Genomic DNA, 21,859 nt, shown 5'->3' on the forward strand with positions numbered 1-21,859 from the left:
TTCCGCACCAATCTAGCGGGCGGCCCAGACAAGGCCACGCTCGACAATCAAGGCCATTTCCGGAACCGCGAACTCGTCGGCATTGTGTCCGAGCGCACTGTAGAAGACCTTTCCAGCCCCATAGCGACGCTTCCAGACAACCGGCATGACGACGCCGCCGATCCCTGGGAAATGCGCGTCGGTGAAGGTGGTCGTGGCCAACACCTCATTGCCCGGATCGACATGCATGTAATATTGCTCCGAGCGATAGGCGAAATCACTGACGCCGCTTATGATCGGATCATCCGGCCTGGTGACGGCGACCGTGTAGTCGATGATGTCGCCGGGATGCGCGACCCACTGGCCGCCCGTCATGAACTGATAGTCAGGTTCGCTGCGGAAGCTGTCGCACATCGTGCCGTGAAAGCCGCCGAGCCCACTGCCCTGGCGAACCGCGAGAATCAGATTCTGAAGTTCGGCCTTTTCGATCGCCGACATCGTGATCACGGGCACGATCAGATCGAAGGAAGCAAGCTTCGGATCGGCAAACATCACTGTGCCCTCGCCCAGCGTGACGTCGAATCCGTTGCGTTCCAGCAGGGCGCGCACGACCTTGGCACTCTGCTCCGGCGTATGTCCCGGCCAGCCGCCCCAGGCAATCAGGGCTTTCTTCGGCATGTTGTCCCTCCCTGCAGCTGTCCGCCTTTATCGTTCCGGCGTCAGCGCCAGCCCAGCGCCGGAGCGACATGGGTCAGGATCGCCTCGACGACATGCGCATTGTAGTCGACGCCGAGCTGGTTGGGCACGGTGAGCAGCAGCGTGTCGGCTTCGGCGATCGCCTCGTCCTGCACCAATTCCTTGATCAGCATATCCGGCTCGGCGGCATAGCTGCGCCCGAAGATCGCCCTGGTGTTCTCCTCGATGAAGCCGATCTGGTCGCTGCTCTGGTTGCCGCGCCCAAAATAGGCGCGGTCGCGATCGTCGACCAGCGCGAAGATGCTGCGGCTGACCGAGACGCGCGGCTCGCGTTTGTGACCGGCTGCTTTCCAGGCTTCGCGGTAGATGCGGATCTGCTCGGCCTGCTGGACGTGGAAAGGCTTGCCGCTCTCGTCGAATTTGAGCGTCGAACTCTGCAAATTCATGCCTAGTTTCGCCGCCCATTCCGAGGTGGCGTTGGTGGCGGCGCCCCACCAGATTCGCTCGCGCAACCCTTCAGAATGCGGCTCCAGGCGCAGCAGGCCGGGCGGGTTGGGAAACATCGGCCGTGGATTGGGCTGTGCGAACTCCTCGCCCCGTAGCGTATCGAGGAAGACCTCGGCGTGATGCCGCGCCATGTCGGCGTCGCTCTGCCCTTCCGGTGGCACGTAGCCGAAATAGCGCCACCCATCGATCACCTGCTCCGGCGAGCCGCGGCTGATGCCAAGCTGCAAGCGTCCGCCGGCGATGATGTCTGCAGCACCGGCGTCCTCGGCCATGTAGAGCGGATTCTCGTAGCGCATGTCGATGACTGCGGTGCCGATCTCGATGCGGCTGGTCCGCGCGCCGACGGCCGCCAGCAGCGGGAACGGCGAAGCGAGCTGGCGGGCGAAATGATGGACGCGGAAATACGCGCCGTCGGCGCCAAGTTGCTCGGCGGCGACGGCGAGGTCGATGGACTGCAGCAGCGCATCCGATGCCGAGCGCGTCTGCGATTGCGACGAGGGCGTCCAGTGCCCGAACGACAGGAAACCGATTTTCTTCATAGTCATGCGATATAAGGATGCGCGTCAGGCTTCAATGCAAAAGCGATGGCGTGCGCAGATCAGCACTCACCCATCGGTATTTTCAAACGCGCCGATGCCTTGTGCAATAAGGTTGGTCGCCATCACCAGCGAAACGATTGCCGCCGAATTGAAGACGACGACCCACCATTTGCCCCCGGTCAGGAAGCCGTAGCCGTCGGCGACGGCCAGCCCCCAGTCGGCGGAAGGCGGCTGGATGCCGAGGCCGAGAAAACTCAGCGTCGCGATCGAAAAGAACGCGTAGCCGAGCCGGGTGACGAGCTCGATCAGGATCGTTTCCCGGATGTTGGGCAGTATCTCGAGGAACATGATGGCAAGCGCACCTTCGCCGCCGAGCCGGGCGGCGCTGACATAGTCGCGCTCTTTTTGCTCGCGCACGGCGGCGCGAACGGTGCGCGCCACCAGCGGCGCGTAGGCAATGGCGATCACCAGAATGACGGTCAGGTTCGAAGGCCCGATCGCCACAAGCGTTATGGTGACCAGGACGATGAACGGAAACGCCATCAGCGTATCGAGCAGCCGCGCCCCGATGGCATCGACCAGGCCGTCGAAATAGCCGAGCACCAGTCCGATGATGCTGCCGGCGGCAACGCCGGCAAGCGTGGCGAGCGGCGCAACCAGCAGGATATCGCGCGATCCGACGATGATGCGGGACAGCACGTCGCGGCCGAGCTGGTCGGTGCCGAACCAGTGCTGCGCGTCGGGCGGCGTCAACATGGCCAGAAAATCCTCGGCATAGGGATCGTATGGAACGAAGAGGTTGCCGAACAGCGCGCAGGCGACCCAGAACAGCAGCAGCAGCGAACCAACCACGACCGAGGGCGCCAGTCCTGAGAAAGCGCCGCGGATCCTGCGCAATGCCGGCAGGCCGGCCACCGCCCGCCGCGGTGCGGGAAACTCCGCCAGATCCGTCATGACGATGCCCGGCGGCGTTGCCGCGGATCGAGCAGGGCCAGCACCAGGTCGCCTGTCGCCGCCGACAGGACGAATATTGCCGCCATCACCAAGACACCGGCTTCAAGCATCGGGAAATCGCGTGCCTTGGCCGCGTTCAGAACCAGATTGCCAAGGCCCTGGATGCCGAACAGCGCTTCGATCACCACCAGCCCGCCAAGCAGGTAACCGGTCTGGGTCGCAAGCACCGCGATGGTCGGCGTCAGCGCATTGCGCAGCACGTGCCGAAAAATGATCTCGCGCCGCTCGAGCCCTTTCAGGACGGCGGTGCGTGTATAGTCGGCGGCCATTGCCTCGATCACGCCGGCCCGCGTCATCCGGGCAATATAGCCGGCAAGGTTCAGCACCAGCGGCAGCGCCGGCAGGATCAAATAATAACCGTTCGTCCAGAAGCCCGCGCCATCGGGGGTGACGCCTGAGATCGGGAACCAGTTCAGCCACAGGCCGAAAACGATAAGCAGCATCAGGCCGGACACGAAGTCAGGGACGATGCCGAAGGAAACGCCCGCCATCACGATCACCCGGTCGATGAAACGGCCGGCGTTGAGACCGGCAATGACGCCCGCCCCCACCCCCAGCGGAACGAGGAAGACCAGGATGATGCCGGCAAGGGCCGCCGAGCGCTTGAGGCTTTCCAGCACGAACGGCGCCACCGGCCCGCGCATCGACAGCGAAGTGCCGAAATCACCCATGACCGCCTTGCTGAACCAGTGCCAGTACTGGATGAGAACGGGCTGGTCGGCGCCCAGCCGCTTGTTCAGTTCCGCCACCGCTTGCGCGTCGGCAAACGGCCCGAGCATGACGCGGCCGACATCGCCGGGCAGAACCTGCCCGGCAAGGAAGACAAGGACACTGACCAGCCATAGCGTGAGCGCAAGTGTGCCCACGCGCGCCGACAGATGGCGGCCGCTCAGCATTGCGTCCTGCCGCCTCGCCTGGAGCTTGTCCCATCCCGATGCAATCGGGATGGGGCTCCATCTCCGTGTTCGAGCATCATGCCTGGACGAGGGTAACGCGGTCGAGCAGCAGATGCGAAATCGCGGTGAAGCGGACACCCTCGATCTTGTTGCTGGTGATGCGACTGTATTGCGAGAAGTAGCTGATGATCACCGGCGTCTCGTCGAGCAAGAGGGTCTGGATCTTACCGGCGGCAAGGCGCTGCGCCTTGAGGTCGCGTGCCTTGGAGTAGTCGAGCAGCAAGGCATCGTAGGCCGGGTTGTTGAAATGCGCGGCGTTCCAGCTTCCCGAACTCTTCAGCGTCGCGTTGAGGAAGATGTCGGGCGTGCCGCGATGGCCGAAATCGGTGATGCCGAGAACCGAATCCAGCCAGGGTGAGCTGCCGAAGGTCGCCGAGCCGTAATAGGCGTCCTGCGGCAGAACATTGAGCTTGACGTCGATCCCGGCCTTCTTGGCGAAATTCTGGATCAGCACGGCGTAGTCGGGAATGTCATAGGCGCGCTCGGTGGTCAGCGTCACCTCGAAGCCGTTCGGCACGCCCGCCTCGCCGAGCAGCCGCTTGGCCTCGGCGATGTCCTGCTTGCGCTGCGGCACCGACGGATCGGCCGAGGGAAAGATCGGCGCGAACGGGGTGTCGTTGCCGGCGATGGCGCGGCCCTTCAGCAGTCCCTTCACGATCGCCTCGCGGTCGAGGGTGAGCGCCAGCGCGCGGCGGATGCGCTTGTCGGTGAACGGCGCCTGATCGGTGCGCAGATGCACCTCGTCATGCGAGCTTGCCTGCACGCTGAGGAGTTTGAAGTTGGGATTGCCCTCGATCGCCAGTTCCAGGCGCGTGGTGCTCGGGATGACATCGAGCTGGCCGGCCTGCAGCGCCAGAACCTGGGCCTGCTCGTCGTCGAAGAACTTGATCTCGACCCGGTCGGGCAGTGCCTTGTCGCCCCAGTAATCCGGATTGCGCACGAAGCTGGCGCCCTGCTTGGGACGGAAGGTTTCGAGCTTGAACGGGCCGGTGCCGTTGAAGTTCTTCTCGAAATCACCGGCATAGTCGGCCGGCAGGATGACGGCATTGTAGACGTCGGAGGAGACATAGAAGGGGAAGTTGCTGTTTGGACCATCGAGATCGAAGGCGACCGTTTCGTCGTCGACCAGCTTGGCACCGCCCTTGGACAGGATGCCCTTGTAAGCCGACAACGCCGACGAGCCGCTGGCCGGATCGACAAGCCGCTCGAAGCTCGCCACCACGTCCTTGGCCGTGACCGCGCGGCCATCGTGGAATTTCACCCCTGGCCGCAGTTTGAACGTCCAGCGGCTGGCCGTCTCGTCGGCCTCCCAGGACAGAGCGAGCTTCGGCTGCAGCCCGTCCTTCGGATCGTCGAGGATCAGATATTCGCCGACCTGGCTGATCACCCCGATGCTGGCCGGATCGGTCACCGAGACGGGATCGATCGCCTTGGTCGGCTGGCCAAGGCCGACACGGACCGTACCGCCTGTCTGTCCACTGGCGCGTGCGCGGCCCGTGAGCCCCTGCGAGGCGGCAAAGCCAGTCAGGCCAAGCAGGGCTGCGTATTTCAAAAGGTCGCGGCGCTTGAGAAATCCGCCCTGATACTCGTCGACGGCGACATTCCAGATGTCCCCCGACAGATTGCGAAGTGCGTCGATGTCGTTACGTCCAGTCATGTTGAAACCCCTGTCTGAAATGATGGTTGAAAGATGTGTCTAGGCGACGGGTTCGCCGTCGAGATGGATGCGGTCCACGGCCTGCGGATAGAAGGCGACGAGCCCCTTGATCTTGGGCATCTCGGCGATCGGGTCGCGGTAGCTCCAGGCGATGTCCGGTCGCACCGAGCCGTCGCTCAGCAGGCCGGACCAATAGGAAGCGATGCCCTTGTAGGGACATCGCGTCGTTGTGACAGACGCTGTCAGTCGCTCCAGACTGATGTCGTCCGGATGCAGGTAGAAGCGCGTCGGCAGATGCGTCTCGAACAGCAGCACCGGGCGATGGCTGTCGGCGATCGGCTCGCCGTCGAACCAGACCTGCACATGGCTCGCGCTTTGCAGCACATCGATGCGCGCATAGGGATCGCGGGCATGGACGAAAACCTCTTCGTCCTCCTCGAACCACTGGTCGACAAGCTTCCAGGTGAAGGCGATACGGCCGGCCAGCGGCGACAGGTTTTCACCCGGCGGTGATACGAAGGACCAGGCCGCGTTGGCGCTGCGCCTGTCGCCGGTATCGATATCCCAATAGGTGGTCTCGCCACCGACCGCGTGCGGTTCGCCATGCAGCGAGGGTTTCAGCACCGACGCGTCGACCGATGCCACCGGGAAGAAATAGATCGGCAGGAAATGGTTGGAGCGCAGCACCAGCACATTGCGGCTGTCGGCGATGGTGTGGCCGCCGAACTTGACTCGCACACGCTTGGGGCTGTGCAGGACATTGATGAGATGCGGCGCGGTGGCTTCGCGGGGTTGCAGTCTTGGTGCGGCGGTCATCAGCATTCTCCGGGGTCAGGACACGGCGCGCGCATTGTCGCGCTGCTCGGCGAAGCGGTTGGCGGGCCGCGCCAGGCCGAAGCGATCGCGCAGCGTTCCCGGCCCGTATTCGGTCGGGAACACGCCGCGGCGCTGCAGCTCCGGCACGACCTGCTCGGCAAAATTCACCCAATCCTCGGGCAGCAGCGGGAACATCAGGTTGAAGCCATCGGCGGCACCGGAAACGAACCAGTCCTGCAACTGATCGGCGATCTGCGCCGGCGTGCCGGCGACGGTCGGCACCGAGCCGCTGTTGGCGAGCTTGCGCGCAATCTCGCGCAGGCTGAGGTTCTGCTTCGACCATTGCTTGACCCGGTTGAGCGACGTGCGCCCGCCATTGAACGTGCTTTCGTCCGGCAACGGCGGTAGCGGCCCGTCCGGTGGATAGACGGAGAGATCGATGCCGCTCCAGCTGGACAGAAGGTCGATACCGACCTGATCGGGAAGCAAGGTCTGCAGATAGTCCTGCTTTTCCCGGCCTTCCGCTTCTGAAGCGGCGACGATCGGCAGGATGCCGGGCAGGATCTTGAAACTCTCCGGCCGCCTGCCGTGGCGGGCGAGACGTTCGTTGATGTCCTGGCGATATTTGATGCCGTCTTCTCGGGTGCTGAAGATGGCGAAGTGCACATCGGCCTGGGCGGTGGCAAAGTTCTTGCCGTCCTCGGACGATCCGGCCTGAACGATCAGCGGATGGCCTTGCGGCGGCCGCGAGACGTTGAGCGGTCCGCGCACCTTGAAATGCTTGCCCTTGTGATCGACGGGATGGACCTTGTCGGGGTCGGCGAAATAGCCCGACGCCTTGTCGATCAGCAGCGCCTCGTCTTCCCAGCTGTCCCACAGCGCCTTGACGATATCGAGGAATTCGCGAGCGCGTTCATAGCGGAACGCATGCTCGATATTGCCGTCGCGGCCGAAGTTGCGCGCCTCCTCGTCCATGGCCGAGGTGACGACGTTCCAAGACGCCCTGCCCTTGCTGATATGGTCGAGCGAGGCAAACATGCGCGCCACATTGTAGGGCTCGCTGTAGGAGCTCGACGCGGTGGTGATCAGGCCGATGTGCTTGGTGACGCCGGCCAGCGCCGACAGCAGTGTCAACGGCTCGAGGCGGGCATTGGCGTAATGGGCGATGCCGCTTTTCACTGAATCCCAGATCGCCACGTGGTCGGCGACGAAGATCGTGTCGATCCTGGCGCGCTCGGCCGCCTGCACGAGATCGCGGTAGAACTCGAAATCCAGAACCTCCCGGCCCGGCGCCCGCGGATGGCGCCACGACATCCGATGATCGCCCTGCGGGTTGAAGAAAAATGCGCTGAGGATCATGTGGTCTCGAGCCATGCCGGCCTCCTTCCAAATCTGCTCCGGAGACCGTCGCGCTGCCTCGACAGACGGCGACAATCTCGGCTGAGCGATGAAAGGTAGATTGCGCTCCGGCTTAATTCGAGTAATTTTATAGAGATTATGTAATGCGAAAGCGGAAGCGATTGCCCTCGATGGCGCCGCCCGAAGAAAGTGGTTTCAAGCTCCCAATGTCCTCCTCGGTTCTGAACGTCGATCAGCTCTCCATCGCCTATGACGGGCGCAAGGGATCGCATCCCGCTGTCAGCGGCGTGTCGCTGCACATAGGCGAAGGCGAAGCACTCGGCCTGGTCGGCGAATCGGGATCGGGCAAAAGCTCGGTGGCGCTCGCCATATTGCGCTATCTGCCGAAGAACGCCCGCGTCGCGGCGTCCGCGCTTGAATTCCAGGGCCGCGAAATCCGCGACCTGTCCGCCGAGCAGCTGCGCCAGCTGCGGGGCAATCATATCGCGGCCGTCTACCAGCACCCGGGTGCCGCCCTCAACCCAAGCATGACGATCGGCTGGCAGATCACCGAGACGATCATGCGGCATCGCCCGGTTCGCCACGACGAGGCGCGCGAGCGCGCCGCCGAACTGCTTGGGCGTGTTCGGGTGAGTCATCCCGACCGGGTGCTGGATCTCTATCCGCACGAGCTTTCCGGCGGCATGCAGCAGCGCGCCAACATCGCCATTGCGATTGCGCTCGACCCGTCGCTTCTGGTGCTGGATGAGCCGACGACGGCGCTCGATGCCAGCGTCCAGTCGGAGATCATCGCCATCCTGCACGACCTGCGCAAGGATCACAAAACCAGCGTGCTGTTGATCAGCCACGACATCAACATGATCCGCCGGTCCTGCGACCGGGTGGCGGTGATGCAGTCGGGAACGGTGGTCGAAAGCGGCGCCGCCACTGAGGTCTTCGACAACCCAAGCCATGCCTACACGAAGGCGCTCATCGCCTCGATCCCGGCCCTCGACTACACCAAACGGGACGGTAGGCTGGCGGAGACGGACGGACCCGGCCTGCCGGCGGCAGTCCAGCATGAAGACGCCGGCGCGCGAAAAGAACGCCAGGTCGCGATCGCCTGCAAAGGCATCAGCCATGCCTTCGGCAACCAGCCAGTGCTCAGAGATATCAACCTCGACATAGGCCAGGGCGAAACCTTCGGGCTGATCGGCGAGTCCGGTTCCGGCAAGTCGACCTTGGCCAGGATCGTCACCGGCCTGCAGATATCAGACGCCGGATCGGTCGAGCTGTTTGGCAGGACGGTGGCGCCGCGCGTCGAGAAGAGAAACCTTGCCGAACGCCGCGACGTGCAGATGGTCTTCCAGTCGCCCGATCGCACGCTCAATCCGTGCCAGCGGATCGGCAGCATCCTCGGCCGTCCACTGCGGCGGCTCGCCGGCCTGCGCCGCAGCGAGGTGAGAGCCCGCGTCAGCGACCTCTTGCAGTCGGTGCGCCTAGCCGGCACTACGGCCGAGCAGAAGTCACGATCGCTGTCTGGCGGCCAGCGGCAACGGGCGGCCATCGCGCGGGCCTTTGCCGGCGTGCCGAAGGTCGTCGTGCTCGACGAACCCACCTCGGCGCTCGACGTCTCCGTCCAGGCGACCGTTCTCAACCTGCTCAACGACCTTCAGCGTGACAAGGACACGACCTATCTGTTCATCAGTCACGACCTCAGGGTCGTGCGCTACATGGCTGACAGGATCGGCGTGCTCTATCGCGGCCGTCTGGTCGAAACCGGCTCATCCGACCAGATTTTTCAAGGCCCCAATCACCCCTATACCGGGCTACTCCTGGCCGCGTCCTCCGACGAGGCCGCGCCGAAGCTATCCGCTCCGGCCGAGACCGAGGCGGCCGGCATCCTGAACAAGGGATGTTCCTTCGCCGACCGCTGCCCCCTGGTCCTGCCCGATTGCAGAAAGGCAGAACCGCCCGCCAGGCAGGTCGCGCCCGGCCACCTGATCGCCTGCTGGCGGCAGGGTTCGTGAACGGATCACCGGCATTCCAAAGGACCGCGGCAGCATTTTGCCTTCAGGCACAGTGCTGTGCCGCCATTGTCGCAGCATCGAAATCCCGCTTGCAAATGCTGTCTCTTGAGGCCAGCCTGAACGGATGATGGCACGCTTGTCGCCAAAACATGCCCTGGTCACGCTGCTCGCGGTATTCCTGACCGCCGGCTTCAGCCTGTCTGCCGCTCAGGCGAGCATCATGTCGGCAAAGATGATGATGACGAGTGGCAGCGGCATGACCATGCCTGCCGACACCGGCATGGCCACCGACACCGGCATGAATGGCGACTGCAACGCGTGCCTCAAGGGCGCGGGCGACACCGGCAAACCGATGCATTGTCCGCCCACCTGCATCGCACCGGTGTTCGCGGTGTTGCCGCTCGAGTTCGCGGCGATGACCGTGACCCGGGCACCGCTGCCGTCGGCGCTGCCGACGCCATTGCTTCACGGGCGAAGTTCCTTACCCGACCCATTCCCTCCCAAATCCACCGATCGCGTCTGACGCGGTTTCAGCCATTCCACGGCTGATTCCTGGCGTTTGATTGCCGCTGGCGCACTGCGCCGGCGAGCACACAGCAATTCGACGTCGAGAGGCTCGCCGTCGATCGAGATCGCAAAGGGTTCAAGAGTGAGTATCGATTCCAGTCATTCCATTTCACGCCGCAGGTTCGTCCTTGCGGCGGCGGGCGTTGCTGCGGCCACCGTCATGCCTCCCGCAACGCTCAGAGCATCCGCCGTCGACGAGCGCCGCATCAGGATCGCCCCGGGCCAGGCGAGGTTCACCGGCCCCGGCGGTCCGGTTACTCCTGTCTGGGCCTATGACGGGACGGTCCCCGGCCCGATGCTGCGCCTACGCCAGGGCACGCCCGCTCGCATCACGGTCGAGAACGCATTGGACGAGGAAACCACGGTCCATTGGCATGGCATCCGCCTGCAAAACGCCATGGACGGCGTGCCCGGCCTGACACAGCCACCGATCAAGCCGGGGGCAAATTTCGTCTATGAATTCACGCCCCCCGACGCCGGCACCTTCTGGTACCATCCGCATGCCAACAGTCTCGTGCAACTCGGTCGCGGGCTGGCCGGCGCCCTCATTGTCGAGGAGGCCGAGCCCGTTGTCGTCGACCGCGACCTGCTGTGGCTGCTGCAGGACTGGCGGCTTGCCGGCGACGGCCAGATGGCGCCCGGCTTCGGCAGCGCGATGGACGCGGCGATGTCAGGCCGCGTCGGCAATGTCGTCACCATCAACGGCACGGCGCCGGCCGACCAAAGCGTAAAGGCGGGAGAACGCGTCAGGCTGCGGCTGGCGAATGCCTCGCTCGCCCGTATCATGGCGCTGCGCTTCGAGGGCCACCGCCCGGTCATCGTGGCTATCGACGGCCAGCCCTGCGACCCGCATGAACCGGAGGGCGGCCGCCTTGTTCTAGCGCCTGCCATGCGCATCGATGTCGTGATCGACATGCAGGGCGACCCGGGCAAGCGCTACGCGGTGGTCGACGACTTCTATGACGGGTTGGCCTACACGCTGACCACGCTTGCCTATGACACCGCGCCGCCGCTGCGGGCCCATCCGCTCGATGCGCCTGTTGGCCCGCCCCGCAATCCCTTGCCCGAACCCGACCTCACCAAGGCCGAACATCAGGAGATCGTCCTGCAAGGCGGCATGATGGGAGGCGGCAAGCTCGCCGGCGTCGGCGGCATGATGGGCATGGCGACACCCGGCATGAATGGTGGCGCCGCCTGGGCGATCAACGGCATGTCGATGACCGGTGACGGCCACGCCGGCATGGCGCCGCAATTCACCTTGCCGCGCGGCGCAACCTGTCATCTCACCATGCGCAACGAAACCGCATGGTGGCATCCCATGCATGTCCATGGCTTCAGCATGCTGGTGCTTGCGCGCAACGGTTCGCCGGTGCCGCACCGGCAATGGCAGGACACCGTGCTGCTCGCCCCCAAGGACACGATCGAATGCGCTTTTGTCGCCGACAATCCCGGCGACTGGATGCTGCACTGCCATGTCGCCGACCACCAGATGGCCGGCCTCATGACCGTCTTCCGAGTGACCTGAACCTTTTTGTCAATCAAGGAGAACCGCAATGAAACTGACTTACTCCCTCGCCGCCCTCACCGTTGCGATCGCGATGCCGCTGCCTGCCGTTGCCGCCACGATCAACGCGGTGATGTACAAGAACCCAAGTTGCAGCTGCTGCGAGACCTATGCGGCCTATCTCGAAAGGAACGGCTTCAAGGTCGAGCTGAAACCGTCCAACGACCTGGACCGGATAAGCGCGGGCCTTGGCGTTCCCGAGAAATTGCAGGGCTGCCATTCGGTGGTCGTTGGCGGCTATGTCGTCGACGGTTTCGTGCCGGTGGATCTGATCAAGAAGATGCTGACGGAACGTCCTGAAATCACAGGCATCGCCATGCCGGGTATGCCGATGGGCTCGCCGGGAATGGGCGGCCAGAAAACCGAATCCTGGACGATTTACGCCTTCACCAAGGATGGCAAGGCGCCAACCGTCTACGCGACCGAGTGACGGCCACCTCGATCTCATTTTCACTCAAGGAGAACTGCAATGAAACGGACTTATTCCCTCGCCGCCTTCGCTGTCGCGATCGCAATGCCGCTGCCTGCTGTCGCGGCGACCATCAACGCTGTCATGTACAAGAACCCGCAATGCAGCTGCTGCGAATCCTATGCCAACTATCTGGAACACAACGGCTTCAAGGTCGACATCAAGCCCGTCAACAACCTGTCCCAGATCAGCAGCGATGCGGGCGTGCCGGCGGACCTCGAAGGCTGCCACACGCTCATGGTCGACGGCTATGTCGTCGACGGGCTGGTGCCGGTCGATATCGTCAAGAAACTGTTGACCGAACGGCCCGCCATATCAGGCATCACGCTGGCCGGCATGCCGACCGGCGCTCCCGGCATGGGTGGCGAGAAGGCCGGCCCATTCATCGTATACGCCTTCACAAAGGACGGTAAGGCGCCCACCGTCTACGCGACCGACTGAAAGGGTACCGCGATGTCCGCCGATATGTCGGATTGCCCGGCCCGAACCTGGCTCGCGATGATGTTCCTGTCCGTCGCCGGCTTTCTTGCGCTGTTGGTCCTGCTGCTTGCTATAGCGGCGCTCGGAAAATACTTGCTGTCGGGTCGTCGAACCACAATCAGCGGCGTGGACCGGCGGCCCGACTCGAAGGAGCGGCAGTCATGAAGATGGTCGCTCTCGCCTGATCGAGCAGGCCCGGGGCAGGCAGATGAGCCGGCCAGGGCGCTGACCATGCCTGAGATATGCATCGGGTCACAGCCGCATGCTTGCTTTCCTTCAGGCACAGTGCGATGCCGTCATTGGCTCTTGAACGGCCCGACCGGACCCGCGTAACATTGCGCCATCTGAACTGAGTCTGCTTCATTCATCCGGGCCAAGCCCCGGATTGGTCTGGATATTTCCCTTGCATACGCAAGCAACCAGCAGCGCGGAAAAGCGCGGCAAATCGTTTGCCCATGTGGCGGAAGCCTCCTGGGGCAAGGGCCTTAGCACCTTGCTCCGCATCGTGCGCATGACGCTGCGCCATCCCTGGCAAGTCGCGATCACCCTCGTCTCGACCTTCATCGCCGCGACGCTGCAGCTTTTCATTCCACGCCTGCTCGGACGCGCCATCGACCAGGCGCAGGGCGTCATGGCCGCGGGTGCCGATGCCGCGGCAGAGCACGCGCTGTGGAACACCGCTTTGACATTGCTCGTCGTCAGCATCCTGCGCGGTCTCTTCACCATGGCGCAGAACTATTACGGCGAGGCCGTCGGCCATCGCACCGGCTATGAACTGCGCCTGGCTTTTTATGAGAAGATCCAGCGCCTGAGCTTCTCCTTCCACGACAAGGTCCACACCGGCGATCTGATCACGCTTGGCCTGCTCGATCTCGACGGCGTGCGCATGTTCTTCTCCACCGGCATCCTGCGCGTCGTCCTGCTCGGCGTGCTGATCGGTGTCGGCGCCTATCTGCTGATCAGCACCGACCTCGTGCTCGGGCTGTTGAGCCTGAGTTTCGTGCCGTTCGTCGCCTGGCGGTCCTCGGTCACCCAGTTGGCGCTGCGCAGCACCTGGCTGACTTTGCAGCAGCGACTGTCGGTGCTGAGCCGGGTGATGGATGAGAACCTCGGCGGCATCCGTGTCGTGCGTGCCTTCGCGGCGCAGCGGCACGAGCTGGAAAAGTTCGACCGCGCCAAGCAGGATGCGCTCGACCTCGCCAATAAGCGCGTCGACATCCGCGTCAGCAACACCAGCGCCATGAACTTCTCGTTCCTGGCCGCCATGGGCCTTGTGCTCTGGTTCGGCGGCCAGAAGGTGATTGCGGGTCAAATCAGCGTCGGCACGCTGGCCCAGTTCCTCACCTTCATGACCATCCTGCAGATGCCGGTGCGCCAGCTCGGCCTGATGGTCAACTCGTTCGCGCGCGCCTCGACCTGCGGCACGCGGCTGTTCGAACTGCTCGACGCCGAACTCGACATCGAGGACGCGCCCGGCGCCAGGGACCTCGTCGTCACCGACGGCGTGCTGCGCTTCGACAATGTCGGCTTCCGCTACGCGGGCGCGGGCGACCGGCCGACGCTGTCAGGCATCTCCTTCGAGGCGCGGTCCGGCGAGACCATTGGCATCGTCGGCCCGCCCGGCAGCGGCAAGTCGACCATCGCGCATCTGATCCCGCGCTTCTACGACGTCACCTCGGGCACCATTACCATCGACGGCCAGGACATCCGCAAGGTCACGCTGCAATCGCTGCGCAAGGCCGTCGGCGTCGTCCAGCAGGACGCGTTCCTGTTCACCACCTCGATCGAGAACAACATCGCCTATGGCAATCCCTGGGCACGCGAGACCCGCATAGGACAAGCGGCCGAATTCGCCCAGTTGCACAACTACATTATCGGACTTCCCGCCGGCTATACCACGGTCGTCGGCGAGCGCGGCGCCTCGCTTTCCGGCGGCCAGCGGCAGCGCCTAACCATCGCACGCAGCCTGATGCTGCGGCCATCGGTGCTGGTCTTCGACGATTCCACCGCGGCCATCGACGCCGGCACCGAGCAGCGCATCCGGGCGGCGATGAAGCGCTTCGCCAGGGATCGCGTGACGCTGATCATCTCGCACCGGCTGAGCTCGCTGATGCATGCCGACCAGATCCTGTTCGTGGAGAACGGCCGGATCGTCGAGCGCGGCACGCATGAGGAGCTGCTGGCGCTCGGTGGACGCTATCGCGCGCTCCATGACCTGCAGCTGCGGCCGGACGATGACCGGCCCGCTTCTATGGGAGCCGCGTGATGTCGACACAGAGCGACGACGAGAAGGAAGACACCAGCGGACGGCCGACAAAAGCTGTCGTCGGTTCGCATCGCGACGAGGAAGAGGTTTTCGGCAAGGCCTACGACCCGCGCATCGTGCGGCGTATCTGGAGCTTCGTGAAACCTTATCAGAGCCGGATTTTCATCTCGGTCGCGGCAGTGCTGGTGTTCACGCTGACGCAATTGGCGATCCCGCTGGTCATCCGCTACGCCATCGACCACGGCATGACGGCGGGCAGGCTCGACCGGTCGGTGATGATCTCCGCGATCGGCGCTTTCACTGTGATCATCCTCATCAACTATGCAGCCAGCCACGTGCAGGAAAGCGTCGTCGGCAAGGTGGCCGAGAATGTGCTGTCCGACCTGCGCCGCGCCATGTTCAGCCATTTGCAGCGGGTCTCGCTGAGCTTCATGGACAAGACCGAGGTCGGCAGGCTGATGTCGCGCCTGCAGGGCGACGTCAATTCGATGCAGGAATTCCTCGAGACGTCGGTGATGTCGGTGGGCGACATCGTGCTGTTGTTCGGCATCGTCAGTGTCCTGCTCTGGCTCGATTTCCGGCTCGGGTTGCTGACGCTGTCGACCATGCCGGTGCTGTTCATCGTACGCCTGTTCTGGCTGCCGCGCGCCAAGGTCGCCTTCATGGCCGCGCACGAGACCAACTCGATCGCCAACGGCGCGCTGGCCGAAGGCATCCATGGCGTGCGCACGGTGCAGAGCCTCGAACGCCAGCATGTCAATTTCGACCTTTACGACGAGAAGGTGCTGGCCAATCTCAATGCCCACCTGCGGTCGGCGAAATACGCGCAGGTGATGGTGCCGATCGTCGACACGCTGACCGGCATCGCCATGGCGACCGTCATCGTCGTCGGCGGTTCGATGGTGCTCTCGCACAGCCTCGATGTCGGCGTCATGGTGGCGTTCCTGTTCTACATCCAGCGCTTCTTCGACCCGATCCGCTCGCTGACCATGCAGTACAGCGTCATGCAGCGCGCCATGGCCTCGGGCCAGCGCATCTCGGAAGTGCTCGACGTGCCGGTGGACGTCAGCGACAGGCAAGGAGCAGTGGCTCTGTCGCGCGACATGGACGGGTCGGTCGAGTTCAGAAACGTCACCTTCGGCTACCGGCAGGACCTGCCGGTGCTGAAGAACATCTCCTTCCGCGTCAATCCGGGCGAGACCGTGGCACTTGTCGGCCCGACCGGATCGGGCAAGTCGAGCTCGATGGCGCTGGTGCACCGCTTCTACGATGTCTGGTCGGGCCAGATCATGGTCGGTGGCCATGATGTCCGCGACCTGACCCAGGATTCGCTCGGCGATCAGGTGGCCATGGTCCTGCAGGAACCGTTCCTGTTCTCCGGCTCGGTGCTGGAAAACATCCGCTATCACAAGACCGGCGCCAGCCGCGAGGACGTGGTTCGCGCCGCACAGGCCGTCGGCGCGCATGACTTCATCGAGAACTTGCCTGATGGCTACGACACCGAGCTCGAACAGCGCGGCGGCAATCTCTCGCTCGGCCAGCGCCAGTTGATCAGCTTCGCGCGCGCACTGGTGGCCGACGCCAAGATCCTGGTGCTCGACGAAGCCACGGCCAGCATCGATTCCTACACCGAGATGCTGATCCAGAAAGCGCTGATAAAACTGCTGGAAGGCCGCACCGGGCTGGTCATCGCCCACCGTCTGGCCACCATCCGCGGCGCCGACCGCATCATCGTCCTGCAGAACGGTGAGATCGTCGAAAGCGGCAACCACGAACACTTGATGGCAAGGAAAGGCCTCTACGCCCGCCTCTACAACATGAACTACGCCTCGTTCGACGACATTGCGGAAGGCGAGCTGGAACTGGACGCGGCGGTCGGCAAGGCGACGTGACTAGGTCCGTCGAATGACGACAGCCGATTTTTTGGCTTCAGGTCTTAACTTTCGCGGCGTCGTTTTTACATCTTAGGGGGCTGGAGACGATCGAGCTTGAGGAGGCTCCCTTGCAGCAACCAGAAGACATCGCCGCCCGCCGATTGGGCATTGTCATCGAGCAGTATGTGGAAGCGCGCAAAAGGCGCTACGACTATGTGTCGACCGAGCAGGCCTATCGGGCCATCCGGCAGATCCTCAAGCCCGCCATTTCCGATCGCGAACTGGACGACATGGTCGCCTCGCTTGCCGTCAAGAATGGCTTGGCGGTCGTTTTCGATCGCCAGACCAAGGTCGACGATGCCCCTCTGGGGGGACTTGGACATCAGCGACGGCAGTGATTTTCAGGTGACCAGGCGAATCCGCTTGCCATGACGAGCCTCACTTAATAGCATGTTAAGTGAACTCCGGGATCGCCATGAAAATTGCCGCGGATCAAGCTCTCAACGACAATGCCGTGGCCAGCGCGGAAGCCCGCCGCTCCACGGTGTTGGGCAATCGCGTCAAGGCCTGGCGCACCGCGCGGCGCCTGACGCTGCGCCAGCTCGGCGACATGATCGGCACCACCGCCAGTTTCCTGAGCCAGCTGGAGCGTGGCCTTTCGGGCGCCAACACCAGCACTCTGATGCTGATCGCCAATGCGCTCGGCATCAGCCTCGCCGATCTTTTCGACGAAAGCGAAGTCTCGCCGCACGCGGTGCTGACACGCGCCGAGCGGCCGGCGCTGCCGACCAGCGAAGGCTACCGCAAGACGCTGCTGTCGCGCCGGCCAATCCATGAGATGGAAGTCTACTCGGGCGAATTCGCCGTCGGCGGCTCGACCGGCGACCAGCCCTACACGCATGGCAACGCGCACGAAATGTTCCTCGTGCTGCGCGGCCGGCTGCAGCTGACGCTCGGCGACGAGAGCTTCATCCTCGAAGAGGGCGACAGCATCGAATATTCGACCTCGACGCCGCACAGGACCATCAATGTCGGCGATACGGTGGCCGAAGTGCTCTGGATCATCGCGCCGCCGACCAGCGGCGCCGTCGATCTCGACCAATATGTAGCCCGGAAAACACTCGCACCCGGACTGCCAAAATCAAACAGCGAGTCATCGGAGGGTTAAAAATGGGAAGCAGATCAATAGTGGCCGGATTTGTCGGTGCCGCCGCACTGACCTTGATTGCCGCCGCCGCTCATGCGCAGAGCGCGCCGCCGGCCGGCACCGTGGTGGATGGATCACTGAAAGGCAAGACGCTGACTTTCGTCTCCTACGGCGGCATCTACCAGGACGGCCAGGTCGCCGCCCTCAAGGAATTCGTCGACAAGACCGGCGTCAAGCTGCTGAATGACGGACCGACCGAAATCGCCAAGCTCCAGGCGCAGGTGGAGTCCGGCAATGTGACCTGGGATGTCGTCGACACTGACGATTTTCCGCCTTACGTGCATTGCGGAAAGCTGTTCCAGAAGCTCGACCTGACCAAGCTGGACGTTTCGCACATCCCGGCCGGACAGGTCGGCGAGTGCAGCGTGCCGGCGATGAACTACGGCATGGTCCTGATGTACAAGAACGCGACCTACAAGGACAATCCGCCGAAGGACTGGAAGGATTTCTTCGACACCAAGAAATTCCCCGGCACCCGCGCCATCGATGGCAGCGGAAGCCCGATCGGCGGCCTGATCGAACAGGCCATCCTGGCTGAAGGCGGCTCGGTCGACAACATGACACCGGCCGATATCGACAAGGGCATCGCCAAGATCAAGGCGATCGGTCCGGACACCATCTTCTGGAAGACCGGCGCGGAGTCCCAGCAGCTCGCCGAATCCGGCGAAGCCGACATGATCATCATGTGGACCGGCCGTGCCATGACGGCGGCCAAGAACGGCGCTGCCTATACGCCGGTGTGGAAGGACTGGCTGGTCGTCATGGATCAGCTGACCATCCCGGTCGGGGCCAAGGACACCGACGCCTCCTACGCGCTGATCAACGCCTATCTCGGCAAGAAGTCGCAGGAAACCCTGACCGAGCAGACATCCTACTCACCCATCAACACCGAAGCGCAGCCGAAGGTGGACGCTTCGGTCGCCGCCTTCCTGACCAACACGCCGGAACATGCGAAACTGGGCTACCAGCAGAACATCAAGTTCTGGGTCGCCAACTTCGCCACCGCGTCCGACAAGTGGACGGCGCTGATGGCCGGCAACTGAGCCGGCTTACCGCCAAGGTGACCGCGTGAGCCAGACATCGCATGTATCGACGGCCGGGGGTGAAAATCCCCGGCCATCGGACAACGCGCGAGCGCCGCAACGGCGCTTGCGGCTTGCGGCCTATCCTTCGCTGCTGGCGATGCCGGCCCTGCTCCTGCTCATCGCGGCGATGGGCTATCCGCTGCTCACCGTCACGCTGCGCAGTTTCTCGGACCCCGCCTGGGGCCTGCAGAACTACGTCTGGTTCTTTTCCACACCGGTGAACGTCACGGTTCTGTGGCGTACCTTTTCCATCGCCGCCTGGGTCACCATCGTCTGCGTCATCGCCGCTTACCCCTATGCCTATCTGATGACGGCCGTCGGGCCGCGCATGCGGCTCGTCCTCATCCTGTGCGTGCTGGTGCCGTTCTGGGTCAGCGGCGTGGTGCGCACCTTGGCCTGGGTCATCCTGCTGCAGGATTCCGGCATCATCAATTCGCTCGTCAGGCTGCTCGGCTTTGACACCGTGAAGCTGATCCGCACGCAGACCGGCGTGGTGATCGGCATGGCGCAGGTGCTGCTGCCGTTCATGATCCTGCCGCTCTATTCGGTCATGCGCGGCATCGACCTGCGCCTCGTCCAGGCGGCGCGCAGCCTCGGTGCCCGGCCCTCGCTTGCCTTCCTGCAGATCTATCTGCCGCTGTCGCTGCCCGGCGTTTTCGCCGGCGCCATCATCGTCTTCATCCTGTCGCTCGGCTTCTACATCACGCCGGCACTGCTCGGCGGCCCCCGCAGCACCATGCTGTCGACGCTGGTGCAGAGCCAGGTGCTCAGCCTGCTCAACTGGGGCCGCGGCGGCGCCATGGGCGTCGTGCTGCTGGTGGCGACCTTCGTGCTGCTGGCGCTCGCCGCACCGCTGATGCGCCAGCGCCACAAGCAGGCGTCCAGATCATGAGGCTGGCGCCGTTCCGCATTCTGCTCGGCCTGTTCTGCCTGCTGGTCGCCGTGTGGCTGGTGATGCCGACGCTGGTCATCATCCCGATGTCGTTCAACGAGAAGAAGTCGCTTGCCTTCCCGCCATCCGGCTTCTCCTGGCAGTGGTACGAGAATTTCTTCACCAACCCCGATTGGCTGACCAGCTTCTTCAATTCGCTGAAGGTCGCCGGCCTCGTCGCCGTCGCCGCCACGCTGATCGGCACGCTGGCCGCACTTGGCCTCAGCCGCATGAAACATTCCGGCGCCGGCCTGCTGCGCGCCATCCTGATCACGCCGATGATCGTGCCCGGCGTCGTGCTGGCGATCGGCATCTATGCCGTCTATCTCGACTACCAACTCGTCGGCACCACCACCGGCTTCGTCATCGCGCACACGATGCTGGCGATCCCCTTCGTCATCATCGCCGTATCGGCAAGCCTCGAAGTCTTCGACGTGCGGCTGGAGACGGCGGCGGCAAGCCTCGGCGCCAACCGCTTCACCGCGTTCCGCACCGTGACCTTGCCGCTGATCGCGCCCGGCATCCTGTCGGGACTGCTGTTTGCCTTCGTCACCTCCTTCGATGAGATCATCGTCGCGCTGTTCATCACCAGCCCCTATCTGAAGACCTTGCCGGTGCAAATCTTCACCAGCATCACCCGCGACGCCGACCCGACGGTGACAGCCGTCGGAACCATCATCTTCATTGCCACGACGCTGATCATCAGCGCCGGGCTGATCATCAGCTCGAAATCGACGAGGAGTTGAGATGACAGCGTCCAACAGCAAGGAACGTGGCGCGGCCATCGACATCAAGGGCGCAACCAAGCGCTACGGCAATTTCACCGCGCTCGACGACGTCAGCCTGCATATCGAGCCGGGCGAGTTCATGACGCTGCTAGGCCCCAGCGGCTCTGGCAAGACCACCACGCTCAACGTCGTGGCCGGCTTCACCGACCTCACCTCCGGCGACCTTGCCGTCGGTGGCAAAAGCATCGTCGCGCTGCCGGCGCACAAGCGCAACATCGGCGTCGTCTTCCAGCACTATGCGCTGTTTCCGCACATGACCGTCGGCAGGAACGTCGCCTATCCGCTCACCTTGCGCGGCATGGACAAGCCGACGCGCGATCGTCTCGTCGCGCGCGCCCTGGACATGGTCAAGATGGCCGACTTCGCGCATCGTTATCCCTCGGAGCTTTCCGGCGGCCAACAGCAGCGCGTGGCGCTGGCGCGCGCCATCGTCTTCGATCCGCCACTGTTGCTGATGGACGAGCCGCTCGGCGCGCTCGACAAGAAACTGCGCGAATGGCTGCAGCTGGAAATCAAGCGCATCCACCGCGAACTCGGCACCACGTTCGTCTATGTGACGCACGACCAGGAAGAGGCGCTGGTCCTGTCCAACCGCATCGCCGTGTTCAACCAGGGGCGCATCGAGCAGGTGGGAACCGGCCGCCAGCTCTACGACGAGCCGGCGACATTGTTCGTGGCGAAGTTCATCGGTGAATCGACCAGCTTGCGTGGCGATGCCGAAGCTTCCGGCGGCGAGACCGGCCTGACGATCGCCGGCCAGAAGATCGTTGCCGGCGGCAAGCTCGCCGGCGGCAAGAAGCCGGTGGTGCTGCTGCGGCCGGAAAAGCTTTCGCTTGCCAGAACGAACACGCCGCCAGCCGCCGGGCAAAACAGCCTCACCGGTCAGGTCAGCGAAGCGATCTATCTGGGCTCGGGTTCGAAATACCAGGTGACGCTTGGCGACGGCTCGGTCGCCATTGTGCGCGCGTCCCTGGAGGCCACGCCGTTCTCGATTGGCGACACAGTCGATCTGCGCTGGTCGGTCGTCGATGCAAAGCTTCTTGCCGACGACGACCGCGCCGACATGACGATGACCTGACCGCTCAATTCCCCCCGC

The 21,859-nt window shown here is 63.8% G+C and carries 21 protein-coding genes; 14 read left to right on the forward strand and 7 right to left on the reverse strand.

The features are described from left to right. Positions 1 to 12: 12 nt before the first annotated feature. From BPNPMPFG_RS10865 to BPNPMPFG_RS10895, 7 genes are all read right to left on the reverse strand, one after another. Positions 13 to 657 carry a ThuA domain-containing protein gene (locus tag BPNPMPFG_RS10865; RefSeq protein WP_258595321.1) on the reverse strand — a complete coding sequence of 215 codons (645 nt, stop codon included), beginning with the start codon at positions 655 to 657 and terminating at the stop codon, positions 13 to 15. A gap of 41 nt (positions 658 to 698) precedes the next feature. Continuing rightward, a complete protein-coding gene (locus BPNPMPFG_RS10870; RefSeq protein ID WP_258596711.1) occupies positions 699 to 1,721 on the reverse strand; it encodes an LLM class flavin-dependent oxidoreductase in 1,023 nt (340 codons plus the stop codon). 66 nt (positions 1,722 to 1,787) lie between these two features. Then, complete coding sequence (locus BPNPMPFG_RS10875) at positions 1,788 to 2,675, reverse strand: ABC transporter permease (RefSeq protein WP_258595322.1); 888 nt, start codon at positions 2,673 to 2,675, stop codon at positions 1,788 to 1,790. Continuing rightward, entirely contained in the window at positions 2,672 to 3,631 is a 960-nt protein-coding gene (locus tag BPNPMPFG_RS10880; protein ID WP_258595323.1) for an ABC transporter permease, read from the reverse strand. The genes BPNPMPFG_RS10875 and BPNPMPFG_RS10880 overlap by 4 nt, the downstream gene beginning before the upstream one ends. A 76-nt stretch (positions 3,632 to 3,707) precedes the next feature. Beyond that, entirely contained in the window at positions 3,708 to 5,348 is a 1,641-nt protein-coding gene (locus BPNPMPFG_RS10885; RefSeq protein ID WP_258595324.1) for an ABC transporter substrate-binding protein, read from the reverse strand. A 39-nt stretch (positions 5,349 to 5,387) separates the two neighbouring features. Further along, a complete protein-coding gene (locus tag BPNPMPFG_RS10890) occupies positions 5,388 to 6,164 on the reverse strand; it encodes a DUF427 domain-containing protein (protein WP_258595325.1) in 777 nt (258 codons plus the stop codon). Between the two features lie 15 nt (positions 6,165 to 6,179). Continuing rightward, entirely contained in the window at positions 6,180 to 7,538 is a 1,359-nt protein-coding gene (locus tag BPNPMPFG_RS10895; RefSeq protein WP_258595326.1) for an LLM class flavin-dependent oxidoreductase, read from the reverse strand. A 191-nt stretch (positions 7,539 to 7,729) separates the two neighbouring features. Here BPNPMPFG_RS10895 and BPNPMPFG_RS10900 point away from each other — a divergent pair, with 191 nt between their 5' ends. From BPNPMPFG_RS10900 to BPNPMPFG_RS10965, 14 genes are all read left to right on the forward strand, one after another. Further along, positions 7,730 to 9,532 carry a dipeptide ABC transporter ATP-binding protein gene (locus tag BPNPMPFG_RS10900; protein WP_258595327.1) on the forward strand — a complete coding sequence of 601 codons (1,803 nt, stop codon included), beginning with the start codon at positions 7,730 to 7,732 and terminating at the stop codon, positions 9,530 to 9,532. Positions 9,533 to 9,656: 124 nt separating this feature from the next. Continuing rightward, the gene (locus tag BPNPMPFG_RS10905; RefSeq protein WP_258595328.1) at positions 9,657 to 10,055 is read left to right on the forward strand and encodes a hypothetical protein; all 399 of its coding nucleotides are present in this window, start codon (positions 9,657 to 9,659) and stop codon (positions 10,053 to 10,055) included. A gap of 126 nt (positions 10,056 to 10,181) precedes the next feature. Then, a complete protein-coding gene (locus BPNPMPFG_RS10910) occupies positions 10,182 to 11,624 on the forward strand; it encodes a multicopper oxidase family protein (RefSeq protein ID WP_258595329.1) in 1,443 nt (480 codons plus the stop codon). A gap of 28 nt (positions 11,625 to 11,652) precedes the next feature. Further along, positions 11,653 to 12,093, forward strand: coding sequence for a DUF411 domain-containing protein (locus BPNPMPFG_RS10915; protein WP_258595330.1), 441 nt, complete (start codon positions 11,653 to 11,655; stop codon positions 12,091 to 12,093). A 39-nt stretch (positions 12,094 to 12,132) separates the two neighbouring features. Next, a complete protein-coding gene (locus BPNPMPFG_RS10920; RefSeq protein ID WP_258595331.1) occupies positions 12,133 to 12,573 on the forward strand; it encodes a DUF411 domain-containing protein in 441 nt (146 codons plus the stop codon). A gap of 12 nt (positions 12,574 to 12,585) precedes the next feature. Further along, positions 12,586 to 12,777, forward strand: coding sequence for a hypothetical protein (locus BPNPMPFG_RS10925; protein ID WP_258595332.1), 192 nt, complete (start codon positions 12,586 to 12,588; stop codon positions 12,775 to 12,777). 238 nt (positions 12,778 to 13,015) lie between these two features. Continuing rightward, complete coding sequence (locus BPNPMPFG_RS10930) at positions 13,016 to 14,878, forward strand: ABC transporter ATP-binding protein (RefSeq protein WP_258595334.1); 1,863 nt, start codon at positions 13,016 to 13,018, stop codon at positions 14,876 to 14,878. Beyond that, the gene (locus BPNPMPFG_RS10935) at positions 14,878 to 16,770 is read left to right on the forward strand and encodes an ABC transporter ATP-binding protein (RefSeq protein WP_258595335.1); all 1,893 of its coding nucleotides are present in this window, start codon (positions 14,878 to 14,880) and stop codon (positions 16,768 to 16,770) included. Before BPNPMPFG_RS10930 ends, BPNPMPFG_RS10935 begins: the two co-directional genes overlap by 1 nt. Positions 16,771 to 16,880: 110 nt before the next feature. After that, positions 16,881 to 17,150, forward strand: a complete 270-nt coding sequence (locus BPNPMPFG_RS10940) for a hypothetical protein (protein ID WP_258595336.1) — start codon at positions 16,881 to 16,883, stop codon at positions 17,148 to 17,150. Between the two features lie 77 nt (positions 17,151 to 17,227). Continuing rightward, positions 17,228 to 17,920, forward strand: coding sequence for a helix-turn-helix domain-containing protein (locus tag BPNPMPFG_RS10945; RefSeq protein ID WP_258595338.1), 693 nt, complete (start codon positions 17,228 to 17,230; stop codon positions 17,918 to 17,920). Between the two features lie 2 nt (positions 17,921 to 17,922). Then, positions 17,923 to 19,002: an extracellular solute-binding protein gene (locus BPNPMPFG_RS10950; protein WP_258595339.1), complete on the forward strand. Its 1,080-nt coding sequence runs from the start codon at positions 17,923 to 17,925 to the stop codon at positions 19,000 to 19,002. Between the two features lie 25 nt (positions 19,003 to 19,027). Continuing rightward, on the forward strand, positions 19,028 to 19,936 hold the full coding sequence (locus BPNPMPFG_RS10955; RefSeq protein ID WP_258595340.1) for an ABC transporter permease: 909 nt from the start codon (positions 19,028 to 19,030) through the stop codon (positions 19,934 to 19,936). Next, entirely contained in the window at positions 19,933 to 20,721 is a 789-nt protein-coding gene (locus BPNPMPFG_RS10960; protein ID WP_258595341.1) for an ABC transporter permease, read from the forward strand. The genes BPNPMPFG_RS10955 and BPNPMPFG_RS10960 overlap by 4 nt, the downstream gene beginning before the upstream one ends. A 1-nt stretch (position 20,722) precedes the next feature. Then, complete coding sequence (locus tag BPNPMPFG_RS10965; RefSeq protein WP_258595342.1) at positions 20,723 to 21,841, forward strand: ABC transporter ATP-binding protein; 1,119 nt, start codon at positions 20,723 to 20,725, stop codon at positions 21,839 to 21,841. Positions 21,842 to 21,859 lie beyond the last annotated feature (18 nt).

The sequence above is a fragment of the Mesorhizobium sp. AR07 genome, assembly GCF_024746815.1.
Classification (GTDB): domain Bacteria; phylum Pseudomonadota; class Alphaproteobacteria; order Rhizobiales; family Rhizobiaceae; genus Mesorhizobium.